We start from the raw sequence: 26,430 nt of genomic DNA on the forward strand, positions 1-26,430 counted from the left end.
CGCTACTGGTGCTTGTGCTCGTAGAACTTCACCTCAGCCCCGTAGAGGCGCTGCAGGTTTTCGGGTGTGAGCGTCGAGATGGGCGGGCCTTGGCAGATCGGTTGTCTGTTCACACACAGCACGGTCGAGGAGAGGCGGTGCACCACCGCTAAGTCGTGGGTGACGATCAGCATCGTGAGGTTGCGTTCCTGATGCAGTCGCGTGAGTAGGGCATAGACCGTCTCCTCCCCGGTGATGTCGACTCCGGTTGTGGGCTCGTCGAACAACAGGACGTGAGGATCCCCCGCAAGAGCCCACGCGATGAGGACCCGCTGAAATTGTCCGGACGACAGGTCACCGATCCGCTTGTTGGCAAGCTCGCCGGCGAGTCCGACGGTGCGCAGCATTGCGTCGACGTCTCCTCCTGCATTGGTCTTCAGCGCGAAGAAGTCCGCGACCGACAACGGGATGTCTTTGATGTAGGGCAGCCGTTGTGGGACATAGCCGATGCGGGTGCCCTTCTTCCACGTCACCGAACCCTCGTAGGGCACGGTACCGAGAAGCGCGCGCAGCAGAACCGTCTTGCCCGCGCCGTTCGGGCCCAAGATGGTCAGGACCTCTCCGCGCCGCACAACGAACGACAGGTTAGTGGCAAGTCGGGAAACTACCCCCTCAGGAGCAGGGCGCGCACCAGTGGACGGGGGCCCACAGATCGGAGCAGTTCGCTGGCTGGGCGGGAGCGTACCCGTAGCGGCCACCAGAACCAGCGCCCCAACAGGGTAGCGGTGGATGGGATCATCAGCGAGCGCACGATCAGCGTGTCGATGAGCAGGCCCAGCCCGATGGTGGTGCCGCCCTGTTTGAGCGTGTACAGCTCGTTGACCGCCAAAGAGGCCATGGTGAAGGCGAACACCAAGCCGGCCGTGGTCACGACTCCGCCGGTGCCGCCTACGGACCGGATGATGCCGGTCTTCAGTCCTGCGCCGATTTCTTCCTTGAACCGCGAGACCAGCAACAGGTTGTAGTCAGATCCCACGGCCAGCAAAATGGTGACTGCGAAAGGCAAGGTGATCCAGTGCAGTTCCAAGCCATAGATGTGTTGCCAAAACAGCACCGACAGGCCGAAGCCGGTCGCTAGCGAGAGCACGACTGTGCCGACGATGACCATCGAGGCGACTAGCGCGCGGGTGATGACCAGCATGACGATGAAGATCAGGATGAGCGCGGCGATGGCCTCGGTCATGACGTCGTATTTGGTGGATTCTTGGATATCTCGGTAAGTAGCCGCCGTGCCACCCAGGTATAACTTCGCACTGGCCAAGGGGGTTTCTTTGACCGCCTCGCGTGCGGCCTTGAGTTCTGCGTCGACGTGGGAGATCGCCTCGGGGCTGGCGGGGTCGATGTTGTGGGTGATGATCATACGGGTGGATTTGCCGTCGGGGGAAACCAGCAGCCTGAGGCCGGTCTTAAAGTCAGGGCTGTCGAACACTTCTGGCGCGATGTAGAAGAGGCCGTCAATTTTTGCTTTGTCGAAGAATTCGCCCATGAGTGTGCTGGTGTCGGTCATGCGGTCCATTTGAGTGATCAGCCCCGAAAAACTGCTGTAGAGCGTGAAGAAGGTAGTCTGCATAGACTTTGCAACGTCGATGATCGGCGGTATCAACGTCACCATCTCTTGTGTTGCGTCAGCGCTTTGTTGGAGGTCCTTGGCCAGCTTGTGGAAATTCTCGGCGAGTTTGTCGAAGCCATCCAACGCGTCGAAGACGGAGCGCAGTGACCAACATATCGGAACGTCGAAGCAGTGCTTTTCCCAGTAGAAGTAACTGCGAAGTGGCCGCCAGAAATCGTCAAAATCTGCGAGATGGTCACGTATTCCATCCGTGATTGCAGCGGTGTCAGTTGTGACGCGAGCGCTGTCGCTAATCGACCCGGATAGTTCCTTTTCCACGGTGTACATGCGCTCTAACGTCGCGATCTGGACGCCGAGGTCATCTCGAGTCAGCCGCAGGATATCGGCCAAGCGGTCCTTCAGATACTGCAGGTTCTCCCGGATCGGGACGGGCTGCATGCCGATCGCGAACGGTATGGTGCCGTGCTCGATGTTGTATCCCAGCGGCCTGGTGATGCTTTGCACCCGCGCGATGCCCGGCACCCGGAAGATACTCGCCGCAATCCTATCCAGGTCGAGCATGTCCACCGGGTTACGCAGGTCGTGGTCGGCTTCGACCAGCAACAGGTCCGGATTCAGCCGGGCATGGGTGAAATGCTGGATGGCGGCACGGTCGCCGACGTTGGACGCTAGGCTCGCGGGAACGTAATAGCGGTCGTCGTAGTTTGTGTGATACCCCGGCAGGGTCAGCCCCCCGACTATTGAGACAACCACAGCGCTGGCAAGGATCGGGGCGGGCCAGCGCACCGTGGCCGTCGCTAGTCGCCGCCACCGGTAAATATTGGTCTTTCGCTTCGCGTCGAGTAAGCCGAACCGCGCGTCGATGGCCAGCAGAGCCGGCATCAACGTCAGCGAGGCCGCGATCACGATGACCAGTGCCACCGCGCACGGAATCGCCAACGTATTGAGGTAGGGCAGCCGGACCAACCGCAGACACAGCATCGCGCCGGCGATCGTTAGCCCGGAACCCAACACGACATGGGCAACTCCACGGTATGTCGTGTAGTAAGCGGTTTCACGGTCTTCGCCGCTTTGACGGGCTTCGTGATAGCGGCCGAGAAAAAAGATCGCGTAGTCCGTGCCGGCCGCGATGGCCAGCGCCATGAGCAGACTGACCGCGAACGTGGTGAAGCCGATCACGTGAAAGTTGCCGATGAATGCCACGATTCCCCGCGCGGTGGCCAGTTCGACAAAAATCACCACCAGCACGATCAGCAAGGTGGCTATCGACCGGTAAGCGATGAGCAACATCAGCGCGGCCACGGCGATCGTGATCGCCGTGCGCTTGGCCAGACCCCGGTCGCCGGCTTCAGTCAAGTCTGTGGTCAGCGGCGCCTGACCGGTCACATATGCTTTGATACCCGGCGGCGGATGAGAGTGCGCCACGATCTGCTCGACTGAGTGCACCGACTCATCCGCCCGCGAGGAGCCTTGGTCGCCGGCGAGGTTGAGCTGCACGTAAGCGGCCTTACTATCGGCGCTCTGCTCGCCGCCCGCCGTGACCAATTCCCCCCAATAGTTCTGCACTTTCTCGACATGCGCGGTGTCGCGCTCGAGCCGGCGCACCAGATCGTCGTAGAAGCGACGCGCCTCGTCGCCCAGCGGTTTGTCGCCCACCAGCACCACCATCGCGACGCTGTCGGAGTCGAACTCGTGAAAAACTTTGCCCATGCGCTTCATCGCGATCAGCGACGGAGCATCCTTAGGCAACAGGCCGACCGAGTTCTGCCGTTCCACCAGATCCAGTCGAGGCACGAAGACGCTGACGACGACGGCGAACACCAGCCAACCCAACACGATCGGCACCGCCAACCGCCGCAACATCCGCGCCGCAAGAGGCCGCTCGGCGTGGCCGCCGCTCATGCGGCTTTATCCAAGCAGAAAACCTGTGCGTCGAAACGGGCTACGGACTGCTGGTCGCGCACCACACCGTTGACCAGAATCCGGCAACCGAGCATGTTGCTGTCCCCTTGTGCCACCACGTTGGCGAACATTCCCGGCATGGTCGTGGTCACGGTGTATGACCACGGCAAGGTGGTGAAACTTGCGCGCTGAGGCTGAGCGTTCTCGTCCAGGTAATTGACCACACCCGCCGTGCCCGGGGGCCCGGTAACCTCGTAAACCACGCGCTTGACGTTGATCGGCACAATCTGCTCGACCGGGCCCACCTCCGCGACTCGGTGCGAGCCGAACACACCCTGCAATCGGTAAGCCACGAAGCCCCCGACGGCCGCAACCGCGACGATCACCAGCGGAATCCACGCCCGCTTGAGAATGCCCAGCAAAGTCGTTGTCCTTCCGGTTCGGGTTGCTGTCACTCCAGGCTGCTACGTTTGGGGCGTTGACCCGAGTACGTCGTCGGTGTGGTCGCGACCAGGCAACGAACCGACCCTTCGCCGTACCGCCGTATCCGCGCTGGGTAGCCCCGCCCATGCTCAGGCCCATCCTCCGCCCGTGTCGATATCAGCAAGCGGCCTAAAACCCTGTTCCCTTCGGCCAAGCGGTCGATTGATGCCACGAGTACATATGGTGGCGAGGAACCGCAGGTCGCGGAAGGGGGAGCTTAACCTAGGAATTTGACACCCAGGACGCCGCGCTGGCTAGCATCGCTTCGTGACCAAGACACTGGGAGAATTTCTTCGGGCGCGCCGCGAGGCGATCACACCCAACCAGCAGCGCCACGGCGATCTTGCGAGACGGCGGCGCACCCCTGGGCTGCGCCGCGAGGAGGTGGCCGTGCGGGCCGGCATCAGTGCCGACTACTACGCGCGGTTGGAACAAGGACGAGAAAACCACCCGTCCGCGCGGATATTGGACGCCTTGGTGATCGCGCTCGGCCTGTCTCCCAGTGAGGCGACCTATCTGTATGACCTCGCGACCCCGCGACACCGCTGGCGGCAGAAGGCCAGTTCGCAGCAAAACCCGGCTGAGTATTTGCTTCTCATCATGCAAGCCTGGACACTCGGTCCGGCCTACATAGTCAACCGCCGGTGCGATGTGCTGGCCGAAAACCCGCAAGCCTCAGAGCTCTTCTCCCAATTCACGATCACAGGGAACGTTTTGCGCTTACTGTTCCTGGATCCCGAGGCGAAAACCCTCTGGGTGAACTGGGAATCATACGTCAAAACCGCCATCGCCACCGTGCACCGCACCGCAGGTATCGATATTGATCAGCCAGATATCACCGATATCGTCCTCGAACTTTCCAAAAAGAGCAGCGACTTCGTCCAGATGTGGAACAGCCACGATGTCAATGTCTCCGACGGCAAGGTCAAGCAGCTCCGACATAGAGACTTCGGTGAGCTTGAGCTTGACTACGAGCTACTTTCAGTTGCGAGCGCGCCAGGACAATTTCTTGTAATCCACAGAAGCATTAAGAACGGCTCTTTCTTCTCGATGGCAGCGTCGCCGAATACGGTGGACAAATAGTCCTAGCGACAAAGGGGCTCATTGATGATGGCGGTCATCATGGTCTTGCCGCGCCGCCGGTCGGGGTGGCTGTAGGCCGCGATGATGCGCTGGTAGACGCCCCAGGTGAGCTGCACGGGGAGGTGGTTGTCGTCGGCGAACACCGCCTCCAGGCGGGTGCGTTGGCGGGCGGTGAGCAGCGGGAATCGGGTGCGCAGGGTGCGGCGCACGCCGTAGAGCGGATCCCTGGTGCGGCCGCGATGTCGCAGGTGGCCTGTTGGACGCGTTGACGGCTCTTCGCAGTTGAGGGTGTAGAGGTGGTCGGCGCGTCGCTGCCGGGATAGGGGTCGAGGTCTTCCGATGATGGGAGTTCTCACACCGCCCATCTGAAAGACCTCGACGTGCCTGACGCTACCTTCGCGTGCCCTGATCTGAGCACATTCTGCCGCCTTGACGAGCTCGGGTTGGAGGTGACCGGACAACGCCTGGAGCCGGACCGGGCGGTGTTGGCTTGCCGGATTATCGACGACGACTCGTGGTGTCGCCGCTGCGGCGAGCAGGGCGCGGTGCGTGACACCGTGACCCGGCAACTGGCTCATGAGCCGTTCGGGTGGCGGCCCACATGCTTGCTGGTCACGATCCGCCGGTATCGGTGCGCCGGCTGCGCTCATGTGTGGCGCCAAGACACCAGCAAGGCCGCCGAGCCGCGGGCCAAGCTGTCCCGCCGGGGCCTGCGGTGGGCACTGGAAGCCCTGGTCTGCCAACATCTGTCGGTGGCCCGAGTCGCCGAAGCGCTCGCGGTGTCGTGGAACACCGCTAACAACGCGGTGTTGGCCGAAGGCCGCCGGGTGCTCATCGCCGATGCGGCCCGCTTCGACGGGGTCGCGGTGATCGGCGTCGACGAGCATGTGTGGCGGCACACCCGTCGCGCCGACAAGTACGTCACCGTCATCATCGACTTGACCCCCGTGCGCGACAAGACCGGTCCGGCGCGGTTGCTCGACATGGTCGAAGGACGCTCCAAACGAGCATTCGCCGACTGGCTGGCCGACCGGCCACAGGACTGGCGCGATGGTGTGGACGTCGTTGCCATGGACGGATTCTCCGGATTCAAGACCGCCACCACCACCGAACTGCCCGAGGCGGCGGTGATGGATCCCTTTTATGACGACGTCTGGGTTCTGCCGACATGGTCGGTGTTGCGCCTGGTGGAGGCGGTGCCCGCAGCCGTGAGGTCGGCATAATCAGAGGGCTTGGAGGAAGGCAAGGAGAGTGTCGTCGGCTGTTTCGTATCGTCCGGCCCGGATTCCGGTGGGTGTCGTCCTCTCGAGCGCGGTCTGCTTGGTCGTCATGTCGGAAAAACGTATCCGCGCTTGACGGCACCAGTGACGACCCAGCATCCAAGCTGTCCCTTCAGAGACTCTTATAACGCATGAGGACGAGCCGACCGTAGTTTGACAGGCCAGTCCTGCAGGCCTTCAGGGGGCGGGGCGCTGCGCCCCGTGCGATGTCGATGAACCAGCCAAAGAAACCAGTCAGGCGTTCGCGCTGCAAAAGGGTCAGCCTGCCTAGGCGCGGCCGCATGTACCGAATCAGGATCGCTGACCAGGAAGCGGATGAGCGGGACGGCGTCGTTGGGGGCGGTGCCGTCCATCACCGTGGTGGCGTCGGGTGAGTTTTTGGCGATCTTCGACGGGGGATGGTCGGCTTCAGCACGGCTGAGCACAACGGGTCACCACCGTAACGGCCGTCCCGCTAGTCCTCGGGTGGGCGGGCAAAGCGCCCCTTCCACGAGTTGGCGCAGCATTGGGGTCATGGCCACCATCTCTGGGTAAGTCCGGACGTAGCCCGCGTATACCCCCACGCCGCAACCCACGACGAGCAGCGGTTCGACCATTGCCGATGCATCAATATCCGCAGCGAGTTCGCCGCGCTCAATCGCATCGTTGACGAAGCGTGTCAATACTTTCCGAATGATCCAAAGGGGATCGTTTTCGGTGCCAACCAATTCGGGATGGCGCTGCGATTCGAGTACGCCAGTGACCAAAAACGCAGACCCGGCGAAATTTTCCGAACCGGCTCTCATCGCGGAGATGAACGCCATCAGGCGAGCCACCAGCGAATTCTCGATGTCCGCATGTTTAACACCGGCTCCGATGACGCATTCGTTGGTCTCAACCAGCACTTCCTGATACAACGCTCGCTTGCTCGAGAAGTAGTGGTTGATCGCCGGCCGGCTCAGGTCGGCGCGCGCGGCGATGTCTTGGAGCGTCGCGCCGTCGTAGCCGCGTGCGCTAAACACCAAACGAGCAGCTCGGATAATTCGCTGGCGCGCGTCGCCGGCGGTCGCGGCAGGCGGGCGGCCCGGTCTGCGATTACCCTTTTGCGGCGCCACTACAGTGTGTCATTCGCTCCGGTGCGACATTTAGCGGTTTTGGCGGCATGATGCCAAGTGCGGGTCGTCGCCTCGATCATTCCATGCGAATGCTCATCGATTCCACGCGAGTGTTCAACAAAGGCCGCAGTGGAATTCCGGCTCGCGAATCGGCTGCGCCCCGCGAAGCCAATCACCACTGGCCGATATTGCTTGCGCCCTGGATGAGCCTGACTGGGATCTGCACCACGTGATGCTGCATCGCCGGGATCTGCTGGATGACCAGATCGGCGTCGGCGCGGGATTGCGTCGAGAGCTGTCCCGGATGCTGACTGGGCTCGCACACGAAAACCCTCCCACCACAAAAGATCATCGCCCACTCTATGCGGCAATGCCCATTTTTATGGGTTGATTGTGTTATCCCCTACCTGGCGGCCCCAGACGTATTCGATCGCATACGGCGATCCGGTGTCCAGGTGGTTGTACGGCGCAAGGCTGTTGCCGGAGTCCATCACCAACTCCGGTGCGGGCCACAAGTCGTGGGTGATCGGCTGCCAGCACCCCGGCGCACCGCCGGGCCCACCGCGGGCGTTCACCCGCGGCAAATTTTCGGGGTAGATGTAGGGGTTGGGCGCCCCACCGACCACCCCGGCGACACCGCCCACCAGCGAAGCGATGACGGGCGCCGCGGACACCGGGTTCGCGATCAGTCCCAGCCCGGAGAGCACCTCGGTGTCCATGTTCAACGAGTAGCCGTTGAATCCGCCCTCCGAGGCACCGGTGATGGGCACGATGTCGTGGTAGTTGCGCAGGGCGCAGAACAGTTCGGGGCTGTAGGTGTCCAGCAGCTGCGCCGAGGGCACCAGATCGGCGGCACCGCGCGCCAAATACGGCCCGCCCTTGTTGAACAACTCCGCACCGGTGTTGCCGAACCCGGCCGCCGCCAGCAACGCCTGATCCAAATCCTTCTGCTGGGCATTGATGGTGCGCGAGGTGATCACCGCGTCGTCCAAGAAATCCAACAAATCCGGCGACGCGTTCGCATAGGTATCCCCCAGCGCCGCCAACCGCGCAATATCCCTGCGCGCCTGCGGCATCTGCGGATTCACATCATCAAGCAACGCGTTGGCGTTGGTCACCGACTGACCGAACTTCTCCCCCAGCCCCGTCAACGACTGCGCCGCCGCGCTCAACGTCAAATTCAGCTTGACCGGATCCACCTTCTCCGCGATCGAGGTGATCGTCTGAAACAGCGTGTTGATCTCGGTGGTCACCGAGCGGGCATCGATCACCGTGTGCGTCGAGATCTTCTGCGGCGACGGATTGGCCGGCGTCGTCAACGCCACATACTTACCACCGAACACCGTCGTCGCCTTGATATCGGCGTTCACGTTCGATGGAATCAACGCCAAATACCGCGGATACACCTCCAAGGTGAACTTCGCGGCGGGCTTGCCGTCGCGAACGGTTTCCGAAATCGACCCCACCCGGCCGATCTGCACCCCGTTATAGGTCACCTTCGAACCCGGATCCATCAGCAGCCCGGCGCGGGCGGCGATCATGGTCAGCTGCGTCTTTTCGGTGAAGGCACCGCGGAATTGCCCGTACACCGAGGCTAAAATCACCGCGAGTACGAGCAGCGTCGCGACTGCAATCCACTTATACGGCGGCGTCCGCGGGGCGTTGGTCTGAGTCCTAACCAACAGCACGTAACGCCCTTGGCGCGCAGGTGGTTTGACGATCCCGATGCACCATCGTCGAAACCTTGTTAGTTTCATGAGCGGCGTAGGCGAAATGCCAGCCGGGAGGTTAGTCTGATCGGCTCCTCGCGCAAGTGGTCATACATTTCGCGGTTCATTAGGTCGTCGTCGAGGTATGAGCAGCAGCGAGGCGGGTAATGACGTGGACGCACGCGGCCTTGCTCGACCGGCGGCGGTCGGTGCACGCCACTGGTAATCGCGCGGCCGGTGCGCTTGAAAGCCCGAACCGCACGCGTCCACACGTGAGGCTTGGTTGGCGCAAGCAGCACACTCATCGCGGACCATCGCTCTTCGTCTGCGCGATTTCGCTCGCACAACTCGGAAAGTTCGTTCGACAGCCAGACGACATGGCATGTAGTGGCAGCATCGAGGAGCTTGTGAACCAGGGATCGTTCGGCCCGTTGCCTGACATGAATCCTCCCCCGGGCGCAAAGACGGATATGCATAAGTGGACTACTAGTAGCGCTACACTACTACTAGTAGCGCTACACCACTACCAGTATTGTTAGTTGCGTTGCGGTCGGGTCAATCGCCCGATGCAGGCACGATTCGGTGCGGGCCAGGTACGGGCGGGGCTTACGGTGACTACATGGAGCGCGATGCCCTTGAATTCCCCGTTGACGACGATGACGACGTCGACCCACGCCGGCTACGCTCACGGACCCGGCTATTGGATGCGGCCACCACACTCCTCAGCGCCGGCGGCATCGAAGCCGTCACCATCGACGCGGTCACCAAAGCCTCCAAAGTCGCGCGCACGACCCTGTATCGCCACTTCAGCAGCTCCACTCAACTGCTGGCCGCCACATTTGAACGGCTGCTGCCGCAAGTCCACCCTCCGCCGGGGACGGGACCGTTGCGCGACCAACTCATCGAACTGTTGAGCCGACAAGCCACGCTGTTCCAGGAGGCACCGCTGCACGTCACCACACTGGCCTGGGTCGCGCTTGGCCCAACATCAAATAGCACCCAGGAAACCTACGATCGGCACGCGCTGCGGACACGAATCGTCGACCAGTATCGCCAGCCGTTCGATCGCCTTTTGCAAAGCCCCAAAGCCCGCGCCGACCTCGATGAATTCGACCCGCAGCTGATCCTGTGTCAACTCGTGGGGCCACTCGCGTTCGCTCGACTCACCGGCCTGCGTGCCATCGATCGTCAAGACTGTGAGCGCATCGTCGATGACTTCCTTGCCGCGCACCGCCGCCATGCCGATGAGCCCGCAACGTAGGCCCCCCTCACCCTCCGCAAACCAGCTTCCCGCAGCAGCCGCTCCGGCTACCCGAGTATGGCCAATTCGCCGACCACGAGATCGGCAACGACAGATAGCCCCGGAGGAGACCTGGACGGGTGGCCGCCACGCACCTGCGTCCCGCCGCTGTGCGGAAACGCGTACTGAACCGCGGGCTGACCGCGAACCAATCCGGTAGCGACTGCCGTTTGCACCAGGCGCGCGGCGGTCGGGAATTGGGGCCATATCGGCGCCGATGCGGCCAGGATCAGCTGTGCGCCGAGCCGCCCGACGCCGGCGATCTCGTCGAGACACTCGATCGCCGCAAGCGTCTGTCGGGCAGCCATGGTGTCGTCGACGATGATCTGGCCTGGCCCGCCGCCGGCCGCGCTCGCGTTGGTGTCGCCGCTGTGGCTGCCACGTCGATCAGGACGCTCAGTTGGTCGTCGATACGAGTGGTTAGGGTTCGATCTACGCGCTGAGGGTGTCAATCGGGTGAGCAAGCATCCGGCTCCGCTCCGCGTGGTGGTCATCGAAATCGGCCCGTCAAGCCTCGACCAAGGCGCCGTGTTCGACCCGCACCCGGCGGCGGGCCAGATCAGCGAGTTGTCCGGCGTCGCGCTCGCCAGCGATCAACACCTCAAGCATGTCGCGAACCGAGACGGTGTCTAGCTTCTACGCGCCACCGCCGACACTTTAAATCAACGCGTCCTCGAGCAGCTTCTCGAGCCGCTCCCAGTAGCGGGCGCGTTCGCCGGTCAGTCGACCCGTAGCCGGGTGTCATCGTGCAGCCGCCGCGCCGGTGCCGGCACGAACGATGGCCGCAGCACGCCCTTCTGTGAACGTGACCAGCCACACCGCGTCCACCGTGTCGTTGTTCACGTCGCGGACGTTGACCATTTCACTTCGCTTGTCCTCCCATCACATCGATATTTCATGGGGAGGTTGCTGGGGCCTCGGTCGAGGAACCGAAATTCTGACCGGCTGCTCGAAGCAACAGTGCGTGACCCTCCCAGGTCGGGCCCGGCGCCAGGCTAAACCACGGGCCCACAAACCAGAGTGAAAGTCGGCGTCGGTGGGCAACCCGACCACATTTTCACGCCTGCGAGGCGTCGCCGAAGACAACAGGGGCTAAACCGCCCTACCCGGTGGATCAGGTGAGGCTGGGGATGATGAAGTCAAGGACCAGGGCTTGCACGGTGCGACGGGTGGGGGGTCGGCTAGAGATGATGGACCGGAACATTAGGTAGCCGGGAAGTAGGTCCCAAAGTTCGTCGTCGATGGCGGCGCCCGCGATATCACCTCGGTCAACGGCCTGCTTCAGGATGTGCTGGATCAAGGCTTTCCACTGCTCGAGGAACTGATGCCGTATCGCCTCGTTGAGCGCGGCGTTACGCGACACCTCGACAAGCACCGCGCGGATGGTGCTGGCGTGCTGGCGGGCCTGTTGGCTCACCAACTCCCCAAGTTCCAGCAAATCTCCCCGCAGTGTGCCGGTATCGGGCGGGACCACGACCTGGCGGGTCCCCTCGATGAACGCGGCCAATACCAGTTCGGCTTTCGATGGCCATCGCCGGTACACCGTCGCCTTGCTGGCGCGGGCGGTGGCCGCCACCGCGTCCACCGTCAACCGGTCATACCCGTGTTGCTGCAGCAGCCATAATGTCACCGCAAGCAACTCGGCCTCCCGCGGCGACCACGGCGCGGACTCCGCGGGGTGATCGGCAATCCGAGACACAGCGCCCACGATAGAACCGTCGCCGTAGTACAGTCCAGTACCGTACCGTCTAGCGGCTAAAACGTGGTCAGCTGCAGCCTCGTGTGACCCATTCGATTCTCAATGGGTTTGTCAAGCCGCTGCGGCGGTTGGGATTTGGTAGGTGGTGTGGTCGCGCAGCATGGCCCACAGGACGTTGAGGCGTCGGCGGGCCAGGGCTAGGACGGCTTGTCGGTGGTGTTTGCCCTCAGCGCGTTTGCGTTCGTAGTAGGCGCGAGACGCCGGGTCGGTGCGGGCGGCGCTTTGGGCGGCCAGGTAGCAGGTGCGCAGGAGTCGTCGGTGGTAGCGGCGGGGGCGTTTGAGGTTGCCGCTGATGCGCCCGGAGTCGCGCGGTACCGGCGCCAGCCCGCAGATGCCGGCCAGACGATCGGCGGAGTCGAAAGCGCTCATGTCTCCCCTTGTTGCGGCGAGGAATTCGGCGCCGAGGATGACCCCGAAGCCGGGCATGCTCAGGATGATTTCGGCGTGGCGGTGGCGGCGAAATCGTTCCTCGAGCATCGTCTCGGTGTCGGCGATTTCGGTGTTGAGGGTGATCACCTCCTGGGCTAGCCGGGCCACCATGGCGGCGGCCAGGTCTTGTCCGGGCAGCACAGTGTGCTGAGCGTGGGCAGCTTCGAGTGCGGCGGCGGCGACCGCCTCGGCGGTGCGGGCCTTGCGTTTGCGCAGCCAGGCCACCAGCCGCGCGGCGCCCGCGCGACGCAGTGCCTCGGGGGTTTGGTAACCGGTGAGCAAGATCAGCGCAGCCTTGTGTTGACCGTAGTCAAACGCCCGCTCGAGGGCGGGAAAGTACTCCAGCAGCTGAGCGCGCAGCCGGTTTAGCGCTCGGGTGCGATCGGCGACCAGATCAGCGCGCCGAGCGGTCAGGATGCGCAGCTGCACGGTGATCTGATCACCGGAACGCAGCGGCTGTAGATCACGGCGCATCCGGGCTTGATCGGCGATGATCGCCGCGTCTTTGGCGTCGCTTTTCGCGTCGCCGCGATAGGCGCCCGATGCGTAATAGACACTGCGGCCCGGGATGTAGAGCAGCCGCTGGGAGGCGTCCAGCAGCAGCGTGATCAGCAACGCAGCACCACCACCGGCCAGGTCGATCGCCTAGGTGAGGTCGCCCCCATCAGCGAGCGTGGTGACCGCGTTGATCAACTCGTTTAGTGTCGCCATCGTTGGCTACCCGCCGCGAGAGCACCCTCCTGCCATCAACGTCGACGACGACGCAATGGTGCTCTGACTTGCCGGCATCCACACCCGCCCATAGTTGCTGTGGCACAACCACCTCCGTGTTCGTTGTCGGTCTTTGAACCCACCAGACGACCACGCCGACGTGTCCTTACACAGCGATTAGATCGCACCTCTCAATTAGCGGTCGAGTCGTCGCGGGACGCCCGGGCGGCCAATCGATTCGAGCCATCACCAAAGGCAGAATATGGAAAGCCATACCCGACGTCCCTGGGTACTCGAAGCCTACGGCCGACAGCCACGAACACCCTGCAAAAACCGTAAGGAATATGGACCGGATAGAGGCCTCCGTGGTTAGCCCCGGTCATTCATGGGGTGTAGTCGGTTAATACCTTTGAGTGATTCGTCGTTGGTATCGGCGGCAGACATGCTGAGTTACCGGCTGGCGCTGCCTGACACCAGGCACCGGGCTCGGTGATCGACGAGTACAAGCGCGGTCACAACGCGTCCGACACCGGCTTGGGCGAACCGTATTGGCGTCACGCGGCAATCCTTGATGCAGTGACGATCAGCGAATTGACCTCTCTGCCAACACGAGACAACTTGCGGGCTATGGCCGCCGAGATCGGCCGGCCCTATCGTCAGGTCCTCTCGGCGGCGCTGTTCGACACCGGATATCTGACTGCGGCCGAGACGATGGTTCCCCGACCGTACGACGAAGTCCTCTACGACGTGATCGCCGCCCTGACGGAGGCCGCTCATCTGACGAATCAGCCGATGCGTCAACATAGTTCGGGGAAATGGGAACCGGATCGCGACTCCCGCGCAGCGCTACCGATCGACTGGGCCGAGTTCGTCACCCACGCCCTGGCCGCGGCCGCCGTCAACATCGAAGGCACCGAACAAATCCTGGCCGGGCGGCCCGGCTCCTGGGAGGCCGAGCGGGTGCGTCAAACCTTGCAGTCAACTGTCGGCGTCGACGACGAGGATCTCGTACGACAGCGTACCGAACTCGTCGTCATCGGCCTGTGGGTCGACAGAATCTTGCGCGACACCTACGACGACTACCGCAACGCCGAACTGGAACTTTCTCGACGCCAAGACGCCATCCCCCAACCCGATGACCAACCCCCCGGCCCCTTCTCCCCCGACGACACGCGTATCGCCGCAGTGGACTGGATCAGGGTCGACGAGAACGGTTACCTCATTGTGGAGGGTAAAGTCGGCGGGGCACGATCCAGCGGACACCGCACTGCTCGCCGACCTTCACCAGAAGGCCCAGACCAGTAGGCCTACGAGTTGACGACCTCGATCTCTCACTGCACCAAATGACCCGTGAATTCAAGACCTGGGTGAAATAGGCGCAGATGTAGGTCATCGACGGGTCAGCCCCCAGAGCTTGAAGAATTGGCGTAGTGCGGCCCGACCGCTTCAACTGTCGTGTCAGGTCTCAGGACGTGCTTAACTCCTTTGTCGCAGGACATGGTTTACAGTCTCACGACATCCTTTACATGGGCGGATTTGGGCGCGGAGCGTGAATCTTGGCTTTCCAGCGGCGGATTGGGAGATCGGTGGTGCGCGGGTGGATGGACAGCTGGGCGCCGTCGCAGGTGACGCGAAAGTGGGTGTCCTCGACGTGGATGGTGACGATCTTGCCGGTGTAGGTGCGTCCGACGCGCAGGCGTTGGCGCGCGACCATGACGACGCCGTCTCGAGGGACCTTGCGTTGGACGCTGATCGGGCCGGGTGCGGGGGGCGGCGATTGACTGGCGGCGATCCGGGCGCCGCGGATTTTGGTGTACTGATCGGCCGGGATAGGTGAGGGCAGCGTCTTGGCGAGTAGGTCGTTGTAGACGACGTGGATGAGGTGTCCGTCGAGGCGAAGCGTGACTTTGCGTCGGGCGAGTTCGGCGCCGATTTTCAGGCGATGCTTGGCCAGCTCGGCGTTGCCGTTGATATCGACGAAGCGATCAACTTCGATCACGGTCGCCGCCGGGAGGCTGCCGGCGCGGGTCACCGATGCTGTGGCCGGCGGCGCTCCGGCCGGGCGCGCGCCGCGCATGCTCAGGATGCGGAGGTCTTCGGCGCTCAGGTTGGAGGGCACCGTCTTGACCAGCGCACCGTCGATGAGGACATGGACGGTGTACTCGTCGACCCAAACGTGCGCGCGTTGGCCAGCGCGGTTGGGGCCCAGGCTGATCCGCTGCACCGAGGGGATGACCGCCAGGAGGCCGCTGGCGGCGATGACGGTGTCGAACTCGACCGCACCGGCCGAGGGCAGCAACACCAGCCCGCTGTCGGCGCCTTCGGCGTCGGTCGTGGCGGTTGTCTCGACCGTGTCGGCTGCGTATTGACCGCCCGGGGCGTCTGGCCGTGCGGTGAGCACTAGGGGTTCGGGTTGGGCGTTGGGCCGAAACAGGCTCGCCGGGGTTGCCATGTCCAGCGATTGGTGGGGTCGGGCATGGTTGTAGGTGTGCACCCAGGCGCTGATCGCCGCCTGCGCAGACGGTAGGTCCACGAATGGTCCGGCCGGATCGAGGAGTTCGCGGCGCAGGGTCTGATGCCAGCGCTCGATCTTGCCGGTCGTGGTGGGTGAGTGGGGCTTGGTGAGTCGGGCGGTGATCCCGTTCTCGCGGCAGACCCGCTCGAACAGCACCTCCGCCGGCCTCGGTTTGGTGAACCGGCCGGTGAACTGCTTGCCGTTGTCGGTCAACACTTCTGAGGGCACACCGTAGACGCGCATCGCTTTGAGGAACGCATCAGCCACCGCCCGGCCCGAGGGTACGGCAAGCACGGCGGCGACCACGACGAACCGAGAGTGGTCGTCGATACCGGTGAGCATCTTGCATTCGCGCCCATCGGCCAAGAACAACCCGCCGACCAGATCCAACTGCCACAGGTGCATCGGCGCCTCACGCTGCCAGCGACGGTACTTGCGGCGGTGCTGTTGCGGCTGGGCACGCACCATCCCGTTGCGAACCAGGATCCGGTGCACCGTGGCCCGCGACGGCGGCGCAGGCACACCCGACTGCGCGAGTTCGAAAGTGATCCGCCGTGCGCCCCAGCGTGGATGAGCTCGCCGCATCTCACACACCAGCGCCTCCACCGCGGACTCCACCCGGGTCGGGCTGGTCCTGGGTCGGCGTGACGCCTCGCGCAGCGCCTCGATCCCGCCCGCCAAGTACTTGCCCTTCCAGGCGTGCACACTCTGCCGTGACACCCCGTACCGGACGGCCACCTCGCCGACCGGTGAGCCGTCCAACACCTCGAGCACCGCACGATATCGCTGCTCTACCAACCACTCTCGATCACCAGAGTCACCACCGACAGCCGCCACGGCGAGCAAGCTTCACAATTCGCCGATGCTATGTCAAGTAAGTCCCGAGGACGATGCGTAACTCATCTCCTGAGACTTCACATGACACTTCAACCGGCGGTTTCAGGTGCGTGCTTCCCGCTTCTTCAAGCATGCCAACGTCCCTACGGATGTTGATGCGACGTGCTGCGTAGGTCGCTGCAACGTCGGCTTCCTGTGTGGCCCACCATCGCGACCAGACCGGTGCCGATCGGTCATCCATCGGTGGCGCTCACTTCACCGAAAATAGATCGCCCTGCCGTGCTCAGGGAAGCCAGTGAGCAGATCGGCTCGGATGGCGGCGTCAGGGCCTCACACTCCAGTCCGACGGTGGTGCCCTCGGGTCGGCTGGGAGGTGACGAAAATTATTCGGCGCCTGGTGGCTGGTGGTAGGCATTGAGGTTGGGAACGTGATCCCGACAATTTCGGAACGCGCCAGTTAGGACCAAGGCCACGATCTGGTGCACGCCGGGGGCCCTAATTTGAGGTCAATCCCTACAACGAAAGTCTCTTTGAGCGCAGTTCCCGTGGATAAGAATCGTGCCCTCCGCCCCCCAAGCTAGTCTGCGGGCTCACATGGCAACATAGAGCGAACGGGTTCGACTGAAACACCCCATCAGCATCACCCCGACCACCGGCGGACACAACCGCCCAGCCACACACCTAACCAGTGCACCAGGGCAATTTCCGTTCACTGTCGGCGGAGCGCAGCGCTGCTGAGCAGCTAGCCTCGGTGTTGCATCAAGCGCGGTCTAGGTGCTTAGATTCGCGAAAGTGCCTGTCCGGCAGGGACATAATGGTAATTCTCTAGGTTCCCAAGATCGATATCGTGGACAGTGCTCAATCACTCGGCTACGACACGCCGGCACTCACGATCAGGTCCGGCTCGCACACCACCACTCCGCTGGACGCAACCAGCCCGGCTACCCTCACTCTCAGCAGCGTTACACCCAAGGGAATTACGTGACGGCCACCCCTGGGGGAAATTACGTGACCGCGAACGCCTGGCGCAGACATGCGCTCAGGCCGCAACATCCGAGCGCTCGTCCGATTCTGATGCAGCAGTTGAAACCGGGGCCGAGGCGACGCTGTAGAAAAACGCTCCAAGGTCTGGAATCTCCGGACTCGCTGGGGCGGCTCAGCGTTGTGAGATCCCAAACTCGCTCGGAGAGCGGCCAGTCCATCGCTTGAAGGCGTGTGAGAAGCTGGCGAGGTCATTGTATCCGAGCTTGGTGGCGATCTGGCTCGCCGACATCAATCGGGTGAGTAAAAGCATCATCGCGCTCTCGCGCAAACACGACTGGCGCAACGCGCGAAAGGTGGTCCCCTCTTGGGAGAGCCGCCGTTTAAGTGTGCTTGTGGATAACGAAAGTTCGTCTGCGACCCACTGGCTACTTCGATGTCCGGGATCCTTCTCCAACAGCTGTCTCACCTTCTCCGAAAAGGACGTGGCTCCGCTCCGCTGGTTGAGAGCCGAGTTCAGCTGGGCGACGGCGAGTCGATATGCGAGGGGATCGGAGAACCGGCACACCTCATCGAGCGTGTCGGCGGGAACGCGAAGGTAGGACATCGATGCGTCAAAGAACAGGCGCCCGGCTAGCACCACGTCTTCGTCGAGATCGTTCAGGGTGACGGGCGCTGGCCAACTCAGGTGGAGTGTGGCGCTCGGCGCGTCACCGACGAGCATGTCCAGCAGTCGCAACAACGCCGACCCGGCGTATGTGATGGCCAGGCAGTCCAGTGCCGGATCGCTTGTGTGTCCGCAGAGCACGACGGTGAGGCCGTGGTCATTTAGATGGAACTGTGGATTGACAGCCGTTGTGATCAACGGCAGATAGGTGAGCAACTCCACGACCTCGGCTACCGAGCCTGCGCTGACCAGCGGAACGCTCAACGGGCCGAAGGACGTCAACTGTGCCTGTCCAGCGAACGCGAAGCCGAGGAGGGTTGCCTGTTCGACGGCGAGTTCGGGGTAGACCTCGCGAAGCCATCGTAGCGGGGCTTGGACATCGCGCCGGATCAGCGTCGCCTCGTCGACTCCTTCGCGAGACATGATGTTGCGAAGTAGCACGACTGCGTCTGGGGCGAGTGCCTGGCTCTCGAGCAGTTGCGCGAACGCGAGTGGGGGCACGCCTGCGTTATTGAGGTCCACTGGCCAAGACCCCTTTGAGCTAAATTCACAAGTTCCTGGTCCGGGTAAACATAGCCTAAGCGCTCGTCCTCGACAACGCTGTTAACAACAGCATTCACGTTGAGGACAACGTATTAGGAGTTGGTTATGGCCGTTGTCACCTTCATCTCCCACGACGGCGAGAAGTACGAGGCGCCTCTTGAGGCAGGTCAGTCATTGATGCGGGTCGCGACCAACAACGCGGTGCCCGGCATCGACGGCGACTGCGGAGGCGAAGCCGCGTGCGGCACCTGCCATGTGATCGTCGATCCGCAATGGACCGATCAGGTCGGCCCCTCCGGGGCCGATGAAGAAGAGATGCTCGCGATGAACCCCGAGCGTCAGCCGACCTCCCGGCTGTCCTGCCAGATGCCGGTTTCTGAGGCGTGGGACGGCTTGACCGTCCACCTGCCAGAGTTTCAGATGTAACGACGAGAGGACACGAAGACGTGACGAATATTCTTGACGCAGTCACCGCCAAGGCCCAGGGAGCCATCCCTATGGTCCCACTGATCAAGGGCGCGCACCTCTACGACAAGACTCGGCGCTGGGTCACCGGCACCAATGGTCAGCAGATTTTTACCGAGCGACCGATCCCGCCCGCTGACGAGGTCAAACTGACCGACATCGACCTCAGCAATCCGTTCCTCTACCGGCAGGGGCGTTGGAAGTCCTACTACGAGCGCCTGCGCAACGAGGCTCCTGTGCACTATCAGGCCCACAGCGCATTCGGCCCGTTCTGGTCGGTGACGCGCCATGCCGACATCGTGGCCGTCGACAAGAACCACGAGGTCTTCTCCGCCGAGCCGTTCATCATCATCGGAACCCCGCCGCGTTTCCTCGACTTGGCGATGTTCATCGCGATGGATCCACCACGCCACGACGTGCAACGGCAGGCTGTCCAGGGCGTGGTGGCACCGAAGAACCTGCGTGAGATGGAAAGCGTCATCCGGGAGCGCGTCCGAGACGTGCTCGACGATCTCCCGCTTGGCGAACCGTTCAACTGGGTGCAACACGTCTCGATCGAGTTGACCGCGCGCATGCTGGCGACGCTGCTGGACTTCCCGTTCGAGCAACGGCGCAAGCTCGTCGAATGGTCCGATCTTGCCACCTCGATGGAGCAAGCCAACGGTGGACCCTCGGACAACGACGAGGTGTTTCGTGGCATGGTCGAAATGGCTCGAGGTCTCAGCGCTCACTGGCGGGACAAGGCAGCCCGGACAGCTGCCGGGGAGCAGCCCGGCTTCGATCTGATCACCATGTTGCAGAGCGACGAGAGCACCAAGGATCTGATCGACCGCCCGATGGAGTTCTTGGGCAACCTCGTGTTGCTGATCGTGGGCGGCAACGATACGACCAGAAACTCGATGAGCGGTGGTGTTCTAGCGCTGAATGAGTTCCCTGACCAGTTCGAGAAACTGAAGGCGAACGCCGACCTGATCCCCAACATGGTCTCGGAGATCATCCGGTGGCAAACACCGTTGGCCTATATGCGTCGGATCGCCAAGGCCGACACCGTGCTCAACGGGCAGTTCATCCGCAAGGGCGACAAGGTCGTGATGTGGTACGCCTCGGGCAACCGCGACGAGCGCGTGTTCGAGCGGCCCGATGAGCTGATCATCGATCGGGCCAACGCCCGCAACCACATCTCCTTCGGCTTCGGCGTCCACCGCTGCATGGGCAACCGGCTGGCCGAGATGCAGTTGCGGATCCTGTGGGAGGAGTTGCTTCCGCGGTTCGAGAACATCGAAGTCCTCGGTGAGCCCGAGTACGTGCAGTCCAACTTCGTGAGGGGTATCAGCAAGCTGATGGTCCGCCTCACCCCGAAAGTTGGCGCATGACCTTGCAGCGAGCGGTCATCGTGGGGGCCAGCCACGCGGGCGCCCAGCTCGCGGCCAGTCTTCGCCAAGAAGGGTGGGACGGTGAGATCGTCCTCGTCGGCGAGGAGTCGGCGTTGCCCTACCAGCGGCCCCCGCTGTCGAAGGCATACCTGGCCGGGAAGAGCACACTCGACGATCTCGCGATTCGTAGCTCGGGTTTCTACGCCAAGCAGCGAATACAACTCCTGGATGCGACGGTGGAGGCGATCGACCGCCCGGCTGGTCACGTCGTGCTGAATACCGGCGAAGTACTGCCTTACGACAAGCTCGCACTGTGCACTGGCGCCCGCCCTCGGCGTCTTTGCACACCGGGAGCCGACCTGGCCGGAGTTTTCTACCTACGCACCGCCGCAGACGTCGAGATGATCCGCAAGGGCACCACTGCCGGCGGTCGGGCCGTGATCGTCGGCGGCGGTTACATCGGACTGGAGACCGCCGCCTCGTTGCGTGGACTGGGTATGGAGGTCACCGTGCTCGAGGCGACCGAGCGCGTTCTCGAACGGGTCACCGCCCCCGAGGTATCGGCGTTCTTCGACCGGGTCCACCGGGAGGAGGGCGTCAACATCCGGACGGGCACGCTGGTCGATGCCCTGTCCGGCGACGGCATGGTCCGCGAAGTATTCCTGGCCAGTGGCGAATCAATTCCCGCCGACCTCGTCATTGTCGGCATCGGCGTTGAGCCGAACATCGAGCTTGCTACCGCCGCGGGCCTGGCCGTCGACAACGGCGTCGTGATTGACGACCAGGCCCGGACCAGCGACCCCGACATCGTGGCTGCCGGGGACTGCGCCAGCCACCACATGGCCCGTTACGGGCGTCGCATCCGCCTGGAATCCGTGCCGAGCGCAGGCGAACAGGCCAAAGTAGCTGCGGCGACCATGTGCGCTAAGTCAAAGAAAATCGTGGCGCTCCCATGGTTTTGGTCAGATCAGTACAACCTCAAGCTCCAGATCGCCGGCCTCAACACCGGATACGACGAAGTCGTCCTCAACGGCGACCCGACCCGGGACCGCCACTTCACCTGCTTCTACCTCCGTGCCGGCGGGTTCATTGCCGCCGACTGCATCAACCGCCCCCGCGACTTCATGTTCAGCAAGCGGGCCATTACCCACGAAGTCCCCGTCGACCGGGCCGAACTGGCGCTCGCCGGATCGGCCTGAGGTGACGGGCCCTCGGGGCGATGGGTACGACAACAGCGATTGCGGACCGCAGTTCGCAGAGCAACGTCAGTGGACAACCGTCATCCAGCTCCCGCTGGCAAAAGGGGCGCGAGCGGCTGCCGTCGGTCGTCTCTGGCGCCACTGCCACAGCGGGTCGACTCAACCGTACTGATCAAAATCACAAAGAAAGAAACGATCCTCTGCAGAAGCTGCTAGGTGAACGTCACGGCGAAGACTTCTGCGTTCTTTGGAGTTGAGATGTGCACCAATGCACCCCTGATGACGAGTTCAGCCGAGCGGCGAGCCCCCGGCGCCACGACGAAGCCGATCACCGCGCCTGTGAAGACGTCTTCGCGGGGATGGGTGGACGTGCGCCGGTCAGGCGTCAACGCCACCTACCCCGACTTTCTGTCGCCGTTGTTGGCCATGGGCGCTGGGCTGGGTCTGATCACCGCCCCAGCGACCACAGCCATCGTCGCAGCGACGCCGGTGGAGAAACACGGCGTAGCCGCCGCAGTCAATGACGCCATCTGCGAAATCGGAGCCGCCATCGGAGTAGCCGTCGCCGGCAGCGTTCTGACCGCCGGGTATGTCTATCGCATCCAACCCGTGCTGCCCACAGTTCCATCACCGGCGCACCAGCCCTTGTCGGACTCGTTGGCCGCCGCGCTACAGGTCGCCGAGCAGCCAGGTCCATGCGCTCAGCACCTCGCCGACATCGCACGCGAGGCGATCGCGCACGGCAAAAGCCAAGCCGCTCTGGCGCTCTCACCAATCACTGCCGTCAGCGCAGTCATCCTCGACACCTGGGCACGCGGCCGTCCGTCCACAACCGCTCGGCAACGCCTGGGGGTTGAGACGAACACCAGATCGCACATCGACACCTTTGCAGAATCGACGACGTCATGAGCGAGATAGTGCGCGTTGAGCCGGAGCAGTTACCACCGCACACCCCCACGTGCATGGGGTGCGGCCCCGACAACCCCAACGGCCTGCAGATGAAGGTGTTTCGATCCGGACAGCAGGTGTACACCGACGTGGTCTTCGACGAAAGGCACGCAGGCGCACCGGGCCTCGCGCACGGCGGCGCGATCGCCGCGGCCTGCGACGACCTGTTCGGCTTCACCCTCTGGATCGCCGGCGCACCGGCGGTCACCCGCAATCTGGCGGTCGATTACCTCCAACCAGTGCCGCTACGTCAACCGCACCGCATAACCGCACACGTTCACGCCCGCGAAGGTCGCTCCCTACACGTCAGTGCGACGGGAACCGGCGAGGCCGGCGTCGTGCGCTTCACCGCTACAGCGAGGTTCATCGCAGTGGACGTTGAGCACTTCGCCGCGCACGGTGACCTCGGCGCGTTCGGCGACATGCTCAAACGGTTCGCTGAGGAGGGCGGGGATTAACGCATGACGCGCAGGAGAATGACATGTGGTGGTACCTGTGAAGTTCGCGCACCTTTGATGAGCAGATCGGCGAACTCAGCGGGGGGACTGTCGACGTTTCTGGACTTTCGGCACACGAAACTCACTTCCGGTCGGCTGGTGGCAGAGATGGAAACGCGTGCCGAACCGCTAACACCGTTCGGCAACCTGCGCTACGGATGTCTGTCCGCGAGGGTCGACCATTGTCTCGGGATCGTGTTCTACCCAGTCATTCCGGCGCGATCGTGGGTCGCGACGACCACCGAGTTCAAGCTGAACCTGCAACCCGTGTCCAACCGGGCACCGCAGCGATCCCTAACGATCGCCTCGCACAAGGGCTACGGGCCAAAGGGCTGTCCCATGGGCGGTTCAGTGAAATCGTTCCCGTCGGTGACAACAAGCGTTGCGGGAACAGATGTCCCGCCTGGCAGCGTGGGACCAGCGGCTATTAGATCCACGCTTCACACACCGACCGAAATAGGGCCGCCGTGGTTTGCCGCAAAGACTCCATGGAATATCGGGCACACCCGCGTCATCAGCAGAATTATCCTTGACCCTTCCAGCTGTCGATGCCGGACATCACCCAGGGTGGGTGCCGGAAAAGTTGATGCGTAGTGTTGCGACCTTGGCCGTTGTCGCCGCGTGACCGGCGTGACTACTGTGACGGGTGTGACCAAAGGGTTTGGATGCAGGTTACGAAGCCAACCATCCGAACTCGAGGTCACACCCGCATGCCGATGCAAACCGGACGCGCCACGAACGACTGCGGGAAGCCCTTCAGAGGGTGCCCGACCCACGCGACCGGCGCGGGGTGCGCTACCCGCTGGTCGGAGTGCTCGCGCTGGCGGTCACAGCTACCTTGGCTGGGTGCCGGTCGTTCGCGGCGACGGGTCAGTAGGCCGCCGAGACCGCAATTGACAACCTGGCCTTGTTCGGGCCCCGGACGAATCGACGTTGCGCAAGCTGTTCGCGCGCATTGATGCCGACGCCCTCGACCGGGCGCTGGGCGAGTGGATATGGACGCCAACTTTCACCGGAATCTGCCCCGGCGAGCAGCGCCGCGTGATCGCCATCGACGGCAAGACGATCCGCGGTGCGCGCACTCACCCCGGCGGTAAGGCGCCGCACCTGATCGCCGCATTCGACCACGGTGTCGGAGCCGTGCTGGGACAGGTCGCCGTCAACGCCAAGAGCAACGAAATACGCGCCGCCCGAACACTGTTGGGACACCTCGATCTCGACAATGCGGTGGCGACCCTCGATGCGATACACACCCAGACCGCCACCACCATCAACGGCGCCGGTGGGGACTACGTGTTCACGGTCAAGGCGAACATGCCCACCCTGCACTTACAAGCTCAAGAAGCTGCCCTGCAAGGACATGCCCGCGCACACGACCCGTAACACTGAGCGTGGCCGGCGCATCACCCGAACGATCAAGGTCGCCGACGTTCCCGCCTGGATCGACTTCCCCGACGCAGCCCAAGTCTCCCAACTACGCCGCACCGTCACCGATAACGGAGCCATAACCGTCGAGGTCGACTACCTGATCACCTCAGCAAACCACACGACGGCGCCGCTGAAGCGACCCGCCGCCTGGGTACAAGGCCGCTGGAGCATAGAAAATCGCCTTCACTGGGTCCAAGACGTCACTTTCGCCGAGGACGGATCAGGGATACGTACCGGCCAAGCGCCACGAGTGATGGCCACCTGCCGCAACCTCGTTATCGGCATGCTCCGAACCACCGGATGGGACAACATCGCCGCCGGCCTACGCCACCACACCAGACACCCCGATCACGCCCTCAAATTGGTCCTAACCTCATGAGATGTGACTTTTCCGGGACCCTGGGTCGAGCGGGATGGCCACGTCGGGACTGTCCGAACAACGGTGGATCTGATCTTGGTCTGACACGCCGAGCGGTGCTTGGCGGGAAGGACTGACGATGTCAGAAACACTCGATCCTGTGGCGATGGAACTGGATCAACGGCAGCTGGCTGAGCAGCTGCTGGCGCAGGCGAAGGAACAAGGAGTCGAATTGGTCGGCCCCAACGGGCTGCTCAATCAGTTGACCAAGAACGTGCTTGAGACCGCGCTGGACGCGGAGATGGCCGAGCACCTGGGTTATGACAAGCATGACCCAGCGGGCCGTGGCAGCGGCAATTCCCGAAACGGCACCCGGGCCAAGACGGTGCTCACCGAGATCGGGCCCGTCGAGATCGAGGTGCCCCGTGACACCAACAGCAGCTTCGACCCGCAGATCGTCAAGAAACGACAGCGTCGCCTGACCGGTATTGATGAGATCGTATTGTCGTTGACGGCAAAAGGATTGACGACCGGCGAGGTCGCGGCACACTTCGCCGACGTCTACGGCGCCACCGTCAGCAAAGACACCATCAGCCGGATCACCGACAAGGTGGTCGGCGAGATGGCCGAATGGTGCAACCGGCCGCTGGAAGCGGTATATCCAGTGGTCTTCATCGACGCCATCTTCGTCAAGATCCGCGACGGGCAGGTCACCAACCGGCCCATCTACGTGGCCGTGGGGGTCACCTGCGCAGGCGAGCGCGACATCCTCGGGCTGTGGGCCGGCGAGGGCAGCGAAGGCGCCAAGTTCTGGCTGTCGGTGCTCACCGAGATCAAGAACCGCGGCACCGGCGATGTGTGCATCGTGGTCTGTGACGGATTGAAAGGATTGCCCGAGGCAGTCAACACCGTCTGGGACCGAGCGATCATCCAAACGTGCGTCATTCATCTGTTGCGCAACACCTTTCGCTACGCGTCCCGCAAGTACTGGGATCAGATCGCCCGCGACATTCGGCCGGTCTATACCGCGGCGACCGAGGCCGCGGCCAAGGAACGCTTCGTCGAATTCACCGCGAAATGGGGTCCCCAGTACCCGGCGATCATCCGGCTCTGGGAGAACGCCTGGAGCGAGTTCGTGCCCTTCCTGGACTACGACGTCGAGATACGTCGGGTCATCTGCTCCACGGATGAAATCGTCAAGGTGAGCGGTGATTGGTGGCGGGTTTGCGGGGTTGCCAGTGGGCGACGAGGACTTCGTAG

23 protein-coding genes and 4 pseudogenes are annotated in these 26,430 nt (G+C 63.1%); 15 read left to right on the forward strand and 12 right to left on the reverse strand.

Annotated elements, in window-relative coordinates; all coding sequences use genetic code 11:
* Positions 1 to 2: 2 nt before the first annotated feature.
* Genes AWC03_RS13190 through AWC03_RS13200 form a run of 3 tightly spaced genes read right to left on the reverse strand, consistent with a single transcriptional unit; the run spans position 3 to position 3,933 of the window.
* On the reverse strand, positions 3 to 737 hold the full coding sequence (locus AWC03_RS13190) for a metal ABC transporter ATP-binding protein (RefSeq protein WP_276328775.1): 735 nt from the start codon (positions 735 to 737) through the stop codon (positions 3 to 5).
* Positions 644 to 3,511, reverse strand: a complete 2,868-nt coding sequence (locus tag AWC03_RS13195; RefSeq protein WP_085240908.1) for an MMPL/RND family transporter — start codon at positions 3,509 to 3,511, stop codon at positions 644 to 646. Before AWC03_RS13195 ends, AWC03_RS13190 begins: the two co-directional genes overlap by 94 nt.
* Positions 3,508 to 3,933: an MmpS family transport accessory protein gene (locus AWC03_RS13200; RefSeq protein WP_042909771.1), complete on the reverse strand. Its 426-nt coding sequence runs from the start codon at positions 3,931 to 3,933 to the stop codon at positions 3,508 to 3,510. Before AWC03_RS13200 ends, AWC03_RS13195 begins: the two co-directional genes overlap by 4 nt.
* A 328-nt stretch (positions 3,934 to 4,261) precedes the next feature.
* Between AWC03_RS13200 and AWC03_RS13205 the strand changes: the two genes are divergently transcribed.
* Positions 4,262 to 5,077: a helix-turn-helix transcriptional regulator gene (locus tag AWC03_RS13205; protein WP_051472940.1), complete on the forward strand. Its 816-nt coding sequence runs from the start codon at positions 4,262 to 4,264 to the stop codon at positions 5,075 to 5,077.
* Between the two features lie 2 nt (positions 5,078 to 5,079).
* Here the strand turns inward: AWC03_RS13205 and AWC03_RS13210 are convergent, their stop codons facing one another.
* Positions 5,080 to 5,286: a hypothetical protein gene (locus tag AWC03_RS13210; RefSeq protein WP_042792009.1), complete on the reverse strand. Its 207-nt coding sequence runs from the start codon at positions 5,284 to 5,286 to the stop codon at positions 5,080 to 5,082.
* Between the two features lie 171 nt (positions 5,287 to 5,457).
* Here AWC03_RS13210 and AWC03_RS13215 point away from each other — a divergent pair.
* Positions 5,458 to 6,222, forward strand: a pseudogene (locus AWC03_RS13215) (ISL3 family transposase); the annotation flags it as partial.
* Between the two features lie 566 nt (positions 6,223 to 6,788).
* Here AWC03_RS13215 and AWC03_RS13220 read toward each other — a convergent pair.
* The 3 genes from AWC03_RS13220 to AWC03_RS13230 all read right to left on the reverse strand — a co-directional run bounded on the left by AWC03_RS13220 (position 6,789) and on the right by AWC03_RS13230 (position 9,136).
* Complete coding sequence (locus tag AWC03_RS13220; protein ID WP_085240910.1) at positions 6,789 to 7,451, reverse strand: TetR/AcrR family transcriptional regulator; 663 nt, start codon at positions 7,449 to 7,451, stop codon at positions 6,789 to 6,791.
* Positions 7,452 to 7,623: 172 nt separating this feature from the next.
* On the reverse strand, positions 7,624 to 7,776 hold the full coding sequence (locus AWC03_RS27275; protein WP_158089969.1) for a hypothetical protein: 153 nt from the start codon (positions 7,774 to 7,776) through the stop codon (positions 7,624 to 7,626).
* A gap of 55 nt (positions 7,777 to 7,831) precedes the next feature.
* On the reverse strand, positions 7,832 to 9,136 hold the full coding sequence (locus AWC03_RS13230) for an MCE family protein (protein WP_042792071.1): 1,305 nt from the start codon (positions 9,134 to 9,136) through the stop codon (positions 7,832 to 7,834).
* Positions 9,137 to 9,779: 643 nt separating this feature from the next.
* Between AWC03_RS13230 and AWC03_RS13235 the strand changes: the two genes are divergently transcribed.
* The gene (locus AWC03_RS13235; RefSeq protein WP_085240911.1) at positions 9,780 to 10,421 is read left to right on the forward strand and encodes a TetR/AcrR family transcriptional regulator; all 642 of its coding nucleotides are present in this window, start codon (positions 9,780 to 9,782) and stop codon (positions 10,419 to 10,421) included.
* Between the two features lie 47 nt (positions 10,422 to 10,468).
* On the opposite strand, the gene AWC03_RS13240 is transcribed toward AWC03_RS13235, so the two are convergent.
* Positions 10,469 to 10,768 (reverse strand): hypothetical protein, encoded by a 300-nt coding sequence (locus tag AWC03_RS13240; protein ID WP_085240913.1) that lies wholly within the window; start codon positions 10,766 to 10,768, stop codon positions 10,469 to 10,471.
* A 148-nt stretch (positions 10,769 to 10,916) separates the two neighbouring features.
* On the opposite strand from AWC03_RS13240, the gene AWC03_RS27280 reads away from it, so the two are divergent.
* Positions 10,917 to 11,093 (forward strand): hypothetical protein, encoded by a 177-nt coding sequence (locus tag AWC03_RS27280; protein ID WP_158089970.1) that lies wholly within the window; start codon positions 10,917 to 10,919, stop codon positions 11,091 to 11,093.
* A 481-nt stretch (positions 11,094 to 11,574) separates the two neighbouring features.
* Here the strand turns inward: AWC03_RS27280 and AWC03_RS13245 are convergent, their stop codons facing one another.
* Positions 11,575 to 12,171: a TetR/AcrR family transcriptional regulator gene (locus AWC03_RS13245; RefSeq protein ID WP_096288364.1), complete on the reverse strand. Its 597-nt coding sequence runs from the start codon at positions 12,169 to 12,171 to the stop codon at positions 11,575 to 11,577.
* 99 nt (positions 12,172 to 12,270) lie between these two features.
* Positions 12,271 to 13,471, reverse strand: a pseudogene (locus tag AWC03_RS13250) (IS110 family RNA-guided transposase).
* Between the two features lie 377 nt (positions 13,472 to 13,848).
* Between AWC03_RS13250 and AWC03_RS13255 the strand changes: the two are divergent.
* A complete protein-coding gene (locus AWC03_RS13255; RefSeq protein ID WP_051472939.1) occupies positions 13,849 to 14,664 on the forward strand; it encodes a hypothetical protein in 816 nt (271 codons plus the stop codon).
* Between the two features lie 217 nt (positions 14,665 to 14,881).
* Here AWC03_RS13255 and AWC03_RS13260 read toward each other — a convergent pair whose 3' ends face one another.
* On the reverse strand, positions 14,882 to 16,711 hold the full coding sequence (locus AWC03_RS13260) for an IS481 family transposase (RefSeq protein ID WP_051472938.1): 1,830 nt from the start codon (positions 16,709 to 16,711) through the stop codon (positions 14,882 to 14,884).
* Positions 16,712 to 17,867: 1,156 nt separating this feature from the next.
* Positions 17,868 to 18,881 (reverse strand): helix-turn-helix domain-containing protein, encoded by a 1,014-nt coding sequence (locus AWC03_RS13265; RefSeq protein ID WP_042792003.1) that lies wholly within the window; start codon positions 18,879 to 18,881, stop codon positions 17,868 to 17,870.
* Between the two features lie 126 nt (positions 18,882 to 19,007).
* Between AWC03_RS13265 and AWC03_RS13270 the strand changes: the two genes are divergently transcribed.
* The 10 genes and pseudogenes from AWC03_RS13270 to AWC03_RS13310 all read left to right on the forward strand — a co-directional run.
* The gene (locus AWC03_RS13270) at positions 19,008 to 19,328 is read left to right on the forward strand and encodes a 2Fe-2S iron-sulfur cluster-binding protein (RefSeq protein WP_042792002.1); all 321 of its coding nucleotides are present in this window, start codon (positions 19,008 to 19,010) and stop codon (positions 19,326 to 19,328) included.
* Between the two features lie 71 nt (positions 19,329 to 19,399).
* Positions 19,400 to 20,740, forward strand: coding sequence for a cytochrome P450 (locus AWC03_RS13275; RefSeq protein ID WP_051472937.1), 1,341 nt, complete (start codon positions 19,400 to 19,402; stop codon positions 20,738 to 20,740).
* Positions 20,737 to 21,939, forward strand: a complete 1,203-nt coding sequence (locus AWC03_RS13280) for an NAD(P)/FAD-dependent oxidoreductase (protein WP_042792000.1) — start codon at positions 20,737 to 20,739, stop codon at positions 21,937 to 21,939. Before AWC03_RS13275 ends, AWC03_RS13280 begins: the two co-directional genes overlap by 4 nt.
* A 216-nt stretch (positions 21,940 to 22,155) precedes the next feature.
* On the forward strand, positions 22,156 to 22,848 hold the full coding sequence (locus AWC03_RS13285) for an MFS transporter (protein WP_134770488.1): 693 nt from the start codon (positions 22,156 to 22,158) through the stop codon (positions 22,846 to 22,848).
* Positions 22,845 to 23,345 (forward strand): PaaI family thioesterase, encoded by a 501-nt coding sequence (locus AWC03_RS13290; protein ID WP_042791998.1) that lies wholly within the window; start codon positions 22,845 to 22,847, stop codon positions 23,343 to 23,345. The genes AWC03_RS13285 and AWC03_RS13290 overlap by 4 nt, the downstream gene beginning before the upstream one ends.
* Before the next feature lie 18 nt (positions 23,346 to 23,363).
* Positions 23,364 to 23,660, forward strand: a pseudogene (locus tag AWC03_RS27870) (phenylacetic acid degradation protein); the annotation flags it as partial.
* A gap of 385 nt (positions 23,661 to 24,045) precedes the next feature.
* Positions 24,046 to 24,261, forward strand: a complete 216-nt coding sequence (locus tag AWC03_RS28320) for a transposase family protein (RefSeq protein WP_082278415.1) — start codon at positions 24,046 to 24,048, stop codon at positions 24,259 to 24,261.
* A gap of 53 nt (positions 24,262 to 24,314) precedes the next feature.
* A pseudogene (locus AWC03_RS28115) lies at positions 24,315 to 24,767 on the forward strand (ISAs1 family transposase); the annotation flags it as partial.
* Positions 24,745 to 25,191 carry an ISAs1 family transposase gene (locus tag AWC03_RS28120; protein ID WP_142278382.1) on the forward strand — a complete coding sequence of 149 codons (447 nt, stop codon included), beginning with the start codon at positions 24,745 to 24,747 and terminating at the stop codon, positions 25,189 to 25,191. The pseudogene AWC03_RS28115 and the gene AWC03_RS28120, both read left to right, overlap by 23 nt.
* Before the next feature lie 118 nt (positions 25,192 to 25,309).
* Positions 25,310 to 26,430, forward strand: a 1,121-nt coding sequence (locus AWC03_RS13310) for an IS256 family transposase (protein WP_085240958.1), incomplete at its 3' end; no start/stop codon positions are given.

Source organism: Mycobacterium europaeum (assembly GCF_002102155.1).
GTDB classification, from domain to species: Bacteria; Actinomycetota; Actinomycetes; order Mycobacteriales; family Mycobacteriaceae; genus Mycobacterium; species Mycobacterium europaeum.

What these genes read in the sequence shown, in the direction of transcription:
- AWC03_RS13195 (WP_085240908.1), bottom strand. Translation starts at nt 3,511, where the DNA reads ATGAGCGGCGGCCACGCCGAGCGGCCTCTTGCGGCGCGGATGTTGCGG.
- AWC03_RS13235 (WP_085240911.1), top strand. Translation starts at nt 9,780, where the DNA reads ATGGAGCGCGATGCCCTTGAATTCCCCGTTGACGACGATGACGACGTC.
- AWC03_RS13240 (WP_085240913.1), bottom strand. Translation starts at nt 10,768, where the DNA reads ATGGCTGCCCGACAGACGCTTGCGGCGATCGAGTGTCTCGACGAGATC.
- AWC03_RS13270 (WP_042792002.1), top strand. Translation starts at nt 19,008, where the DNA reads ATGGCCGTTGTCACCTTCATCTCCCACGACGGCGAGAAGTACGAGGCG.
- AWC03_RS13275 (WP_051472937.1), top strand. Translation starts at nt 19,400, where the DNA reads ATGGTCCCACTGATCAAGGGCGCGCACCTCTACGACAAGACTCGGCGC.
- AWC03_RS13280 (WP_042792000.1), top strand. Translation starts at nt 20,737, where the DNA reads ATGACCTTGCAGCGAGCGGTCATCGTGGGGGCCAGCCACGCGGGCGCC.
- AWC03_RS13290 (WP_042791998.1), top strand. Translation starts at nt 22,845, where the DNA reads ATGAGCGAGATAGTGCGCGTTGAGCCGGAGCAGTTACCACCGCACACC.
- AWC03_RS28120 (WP_142278382.1), top strand. Translation starts at nt 24,745, where the DNA reads ATGCCCGCGCACACGACCCGTAACACTGAGCGTGGCCGGCGCATCACC.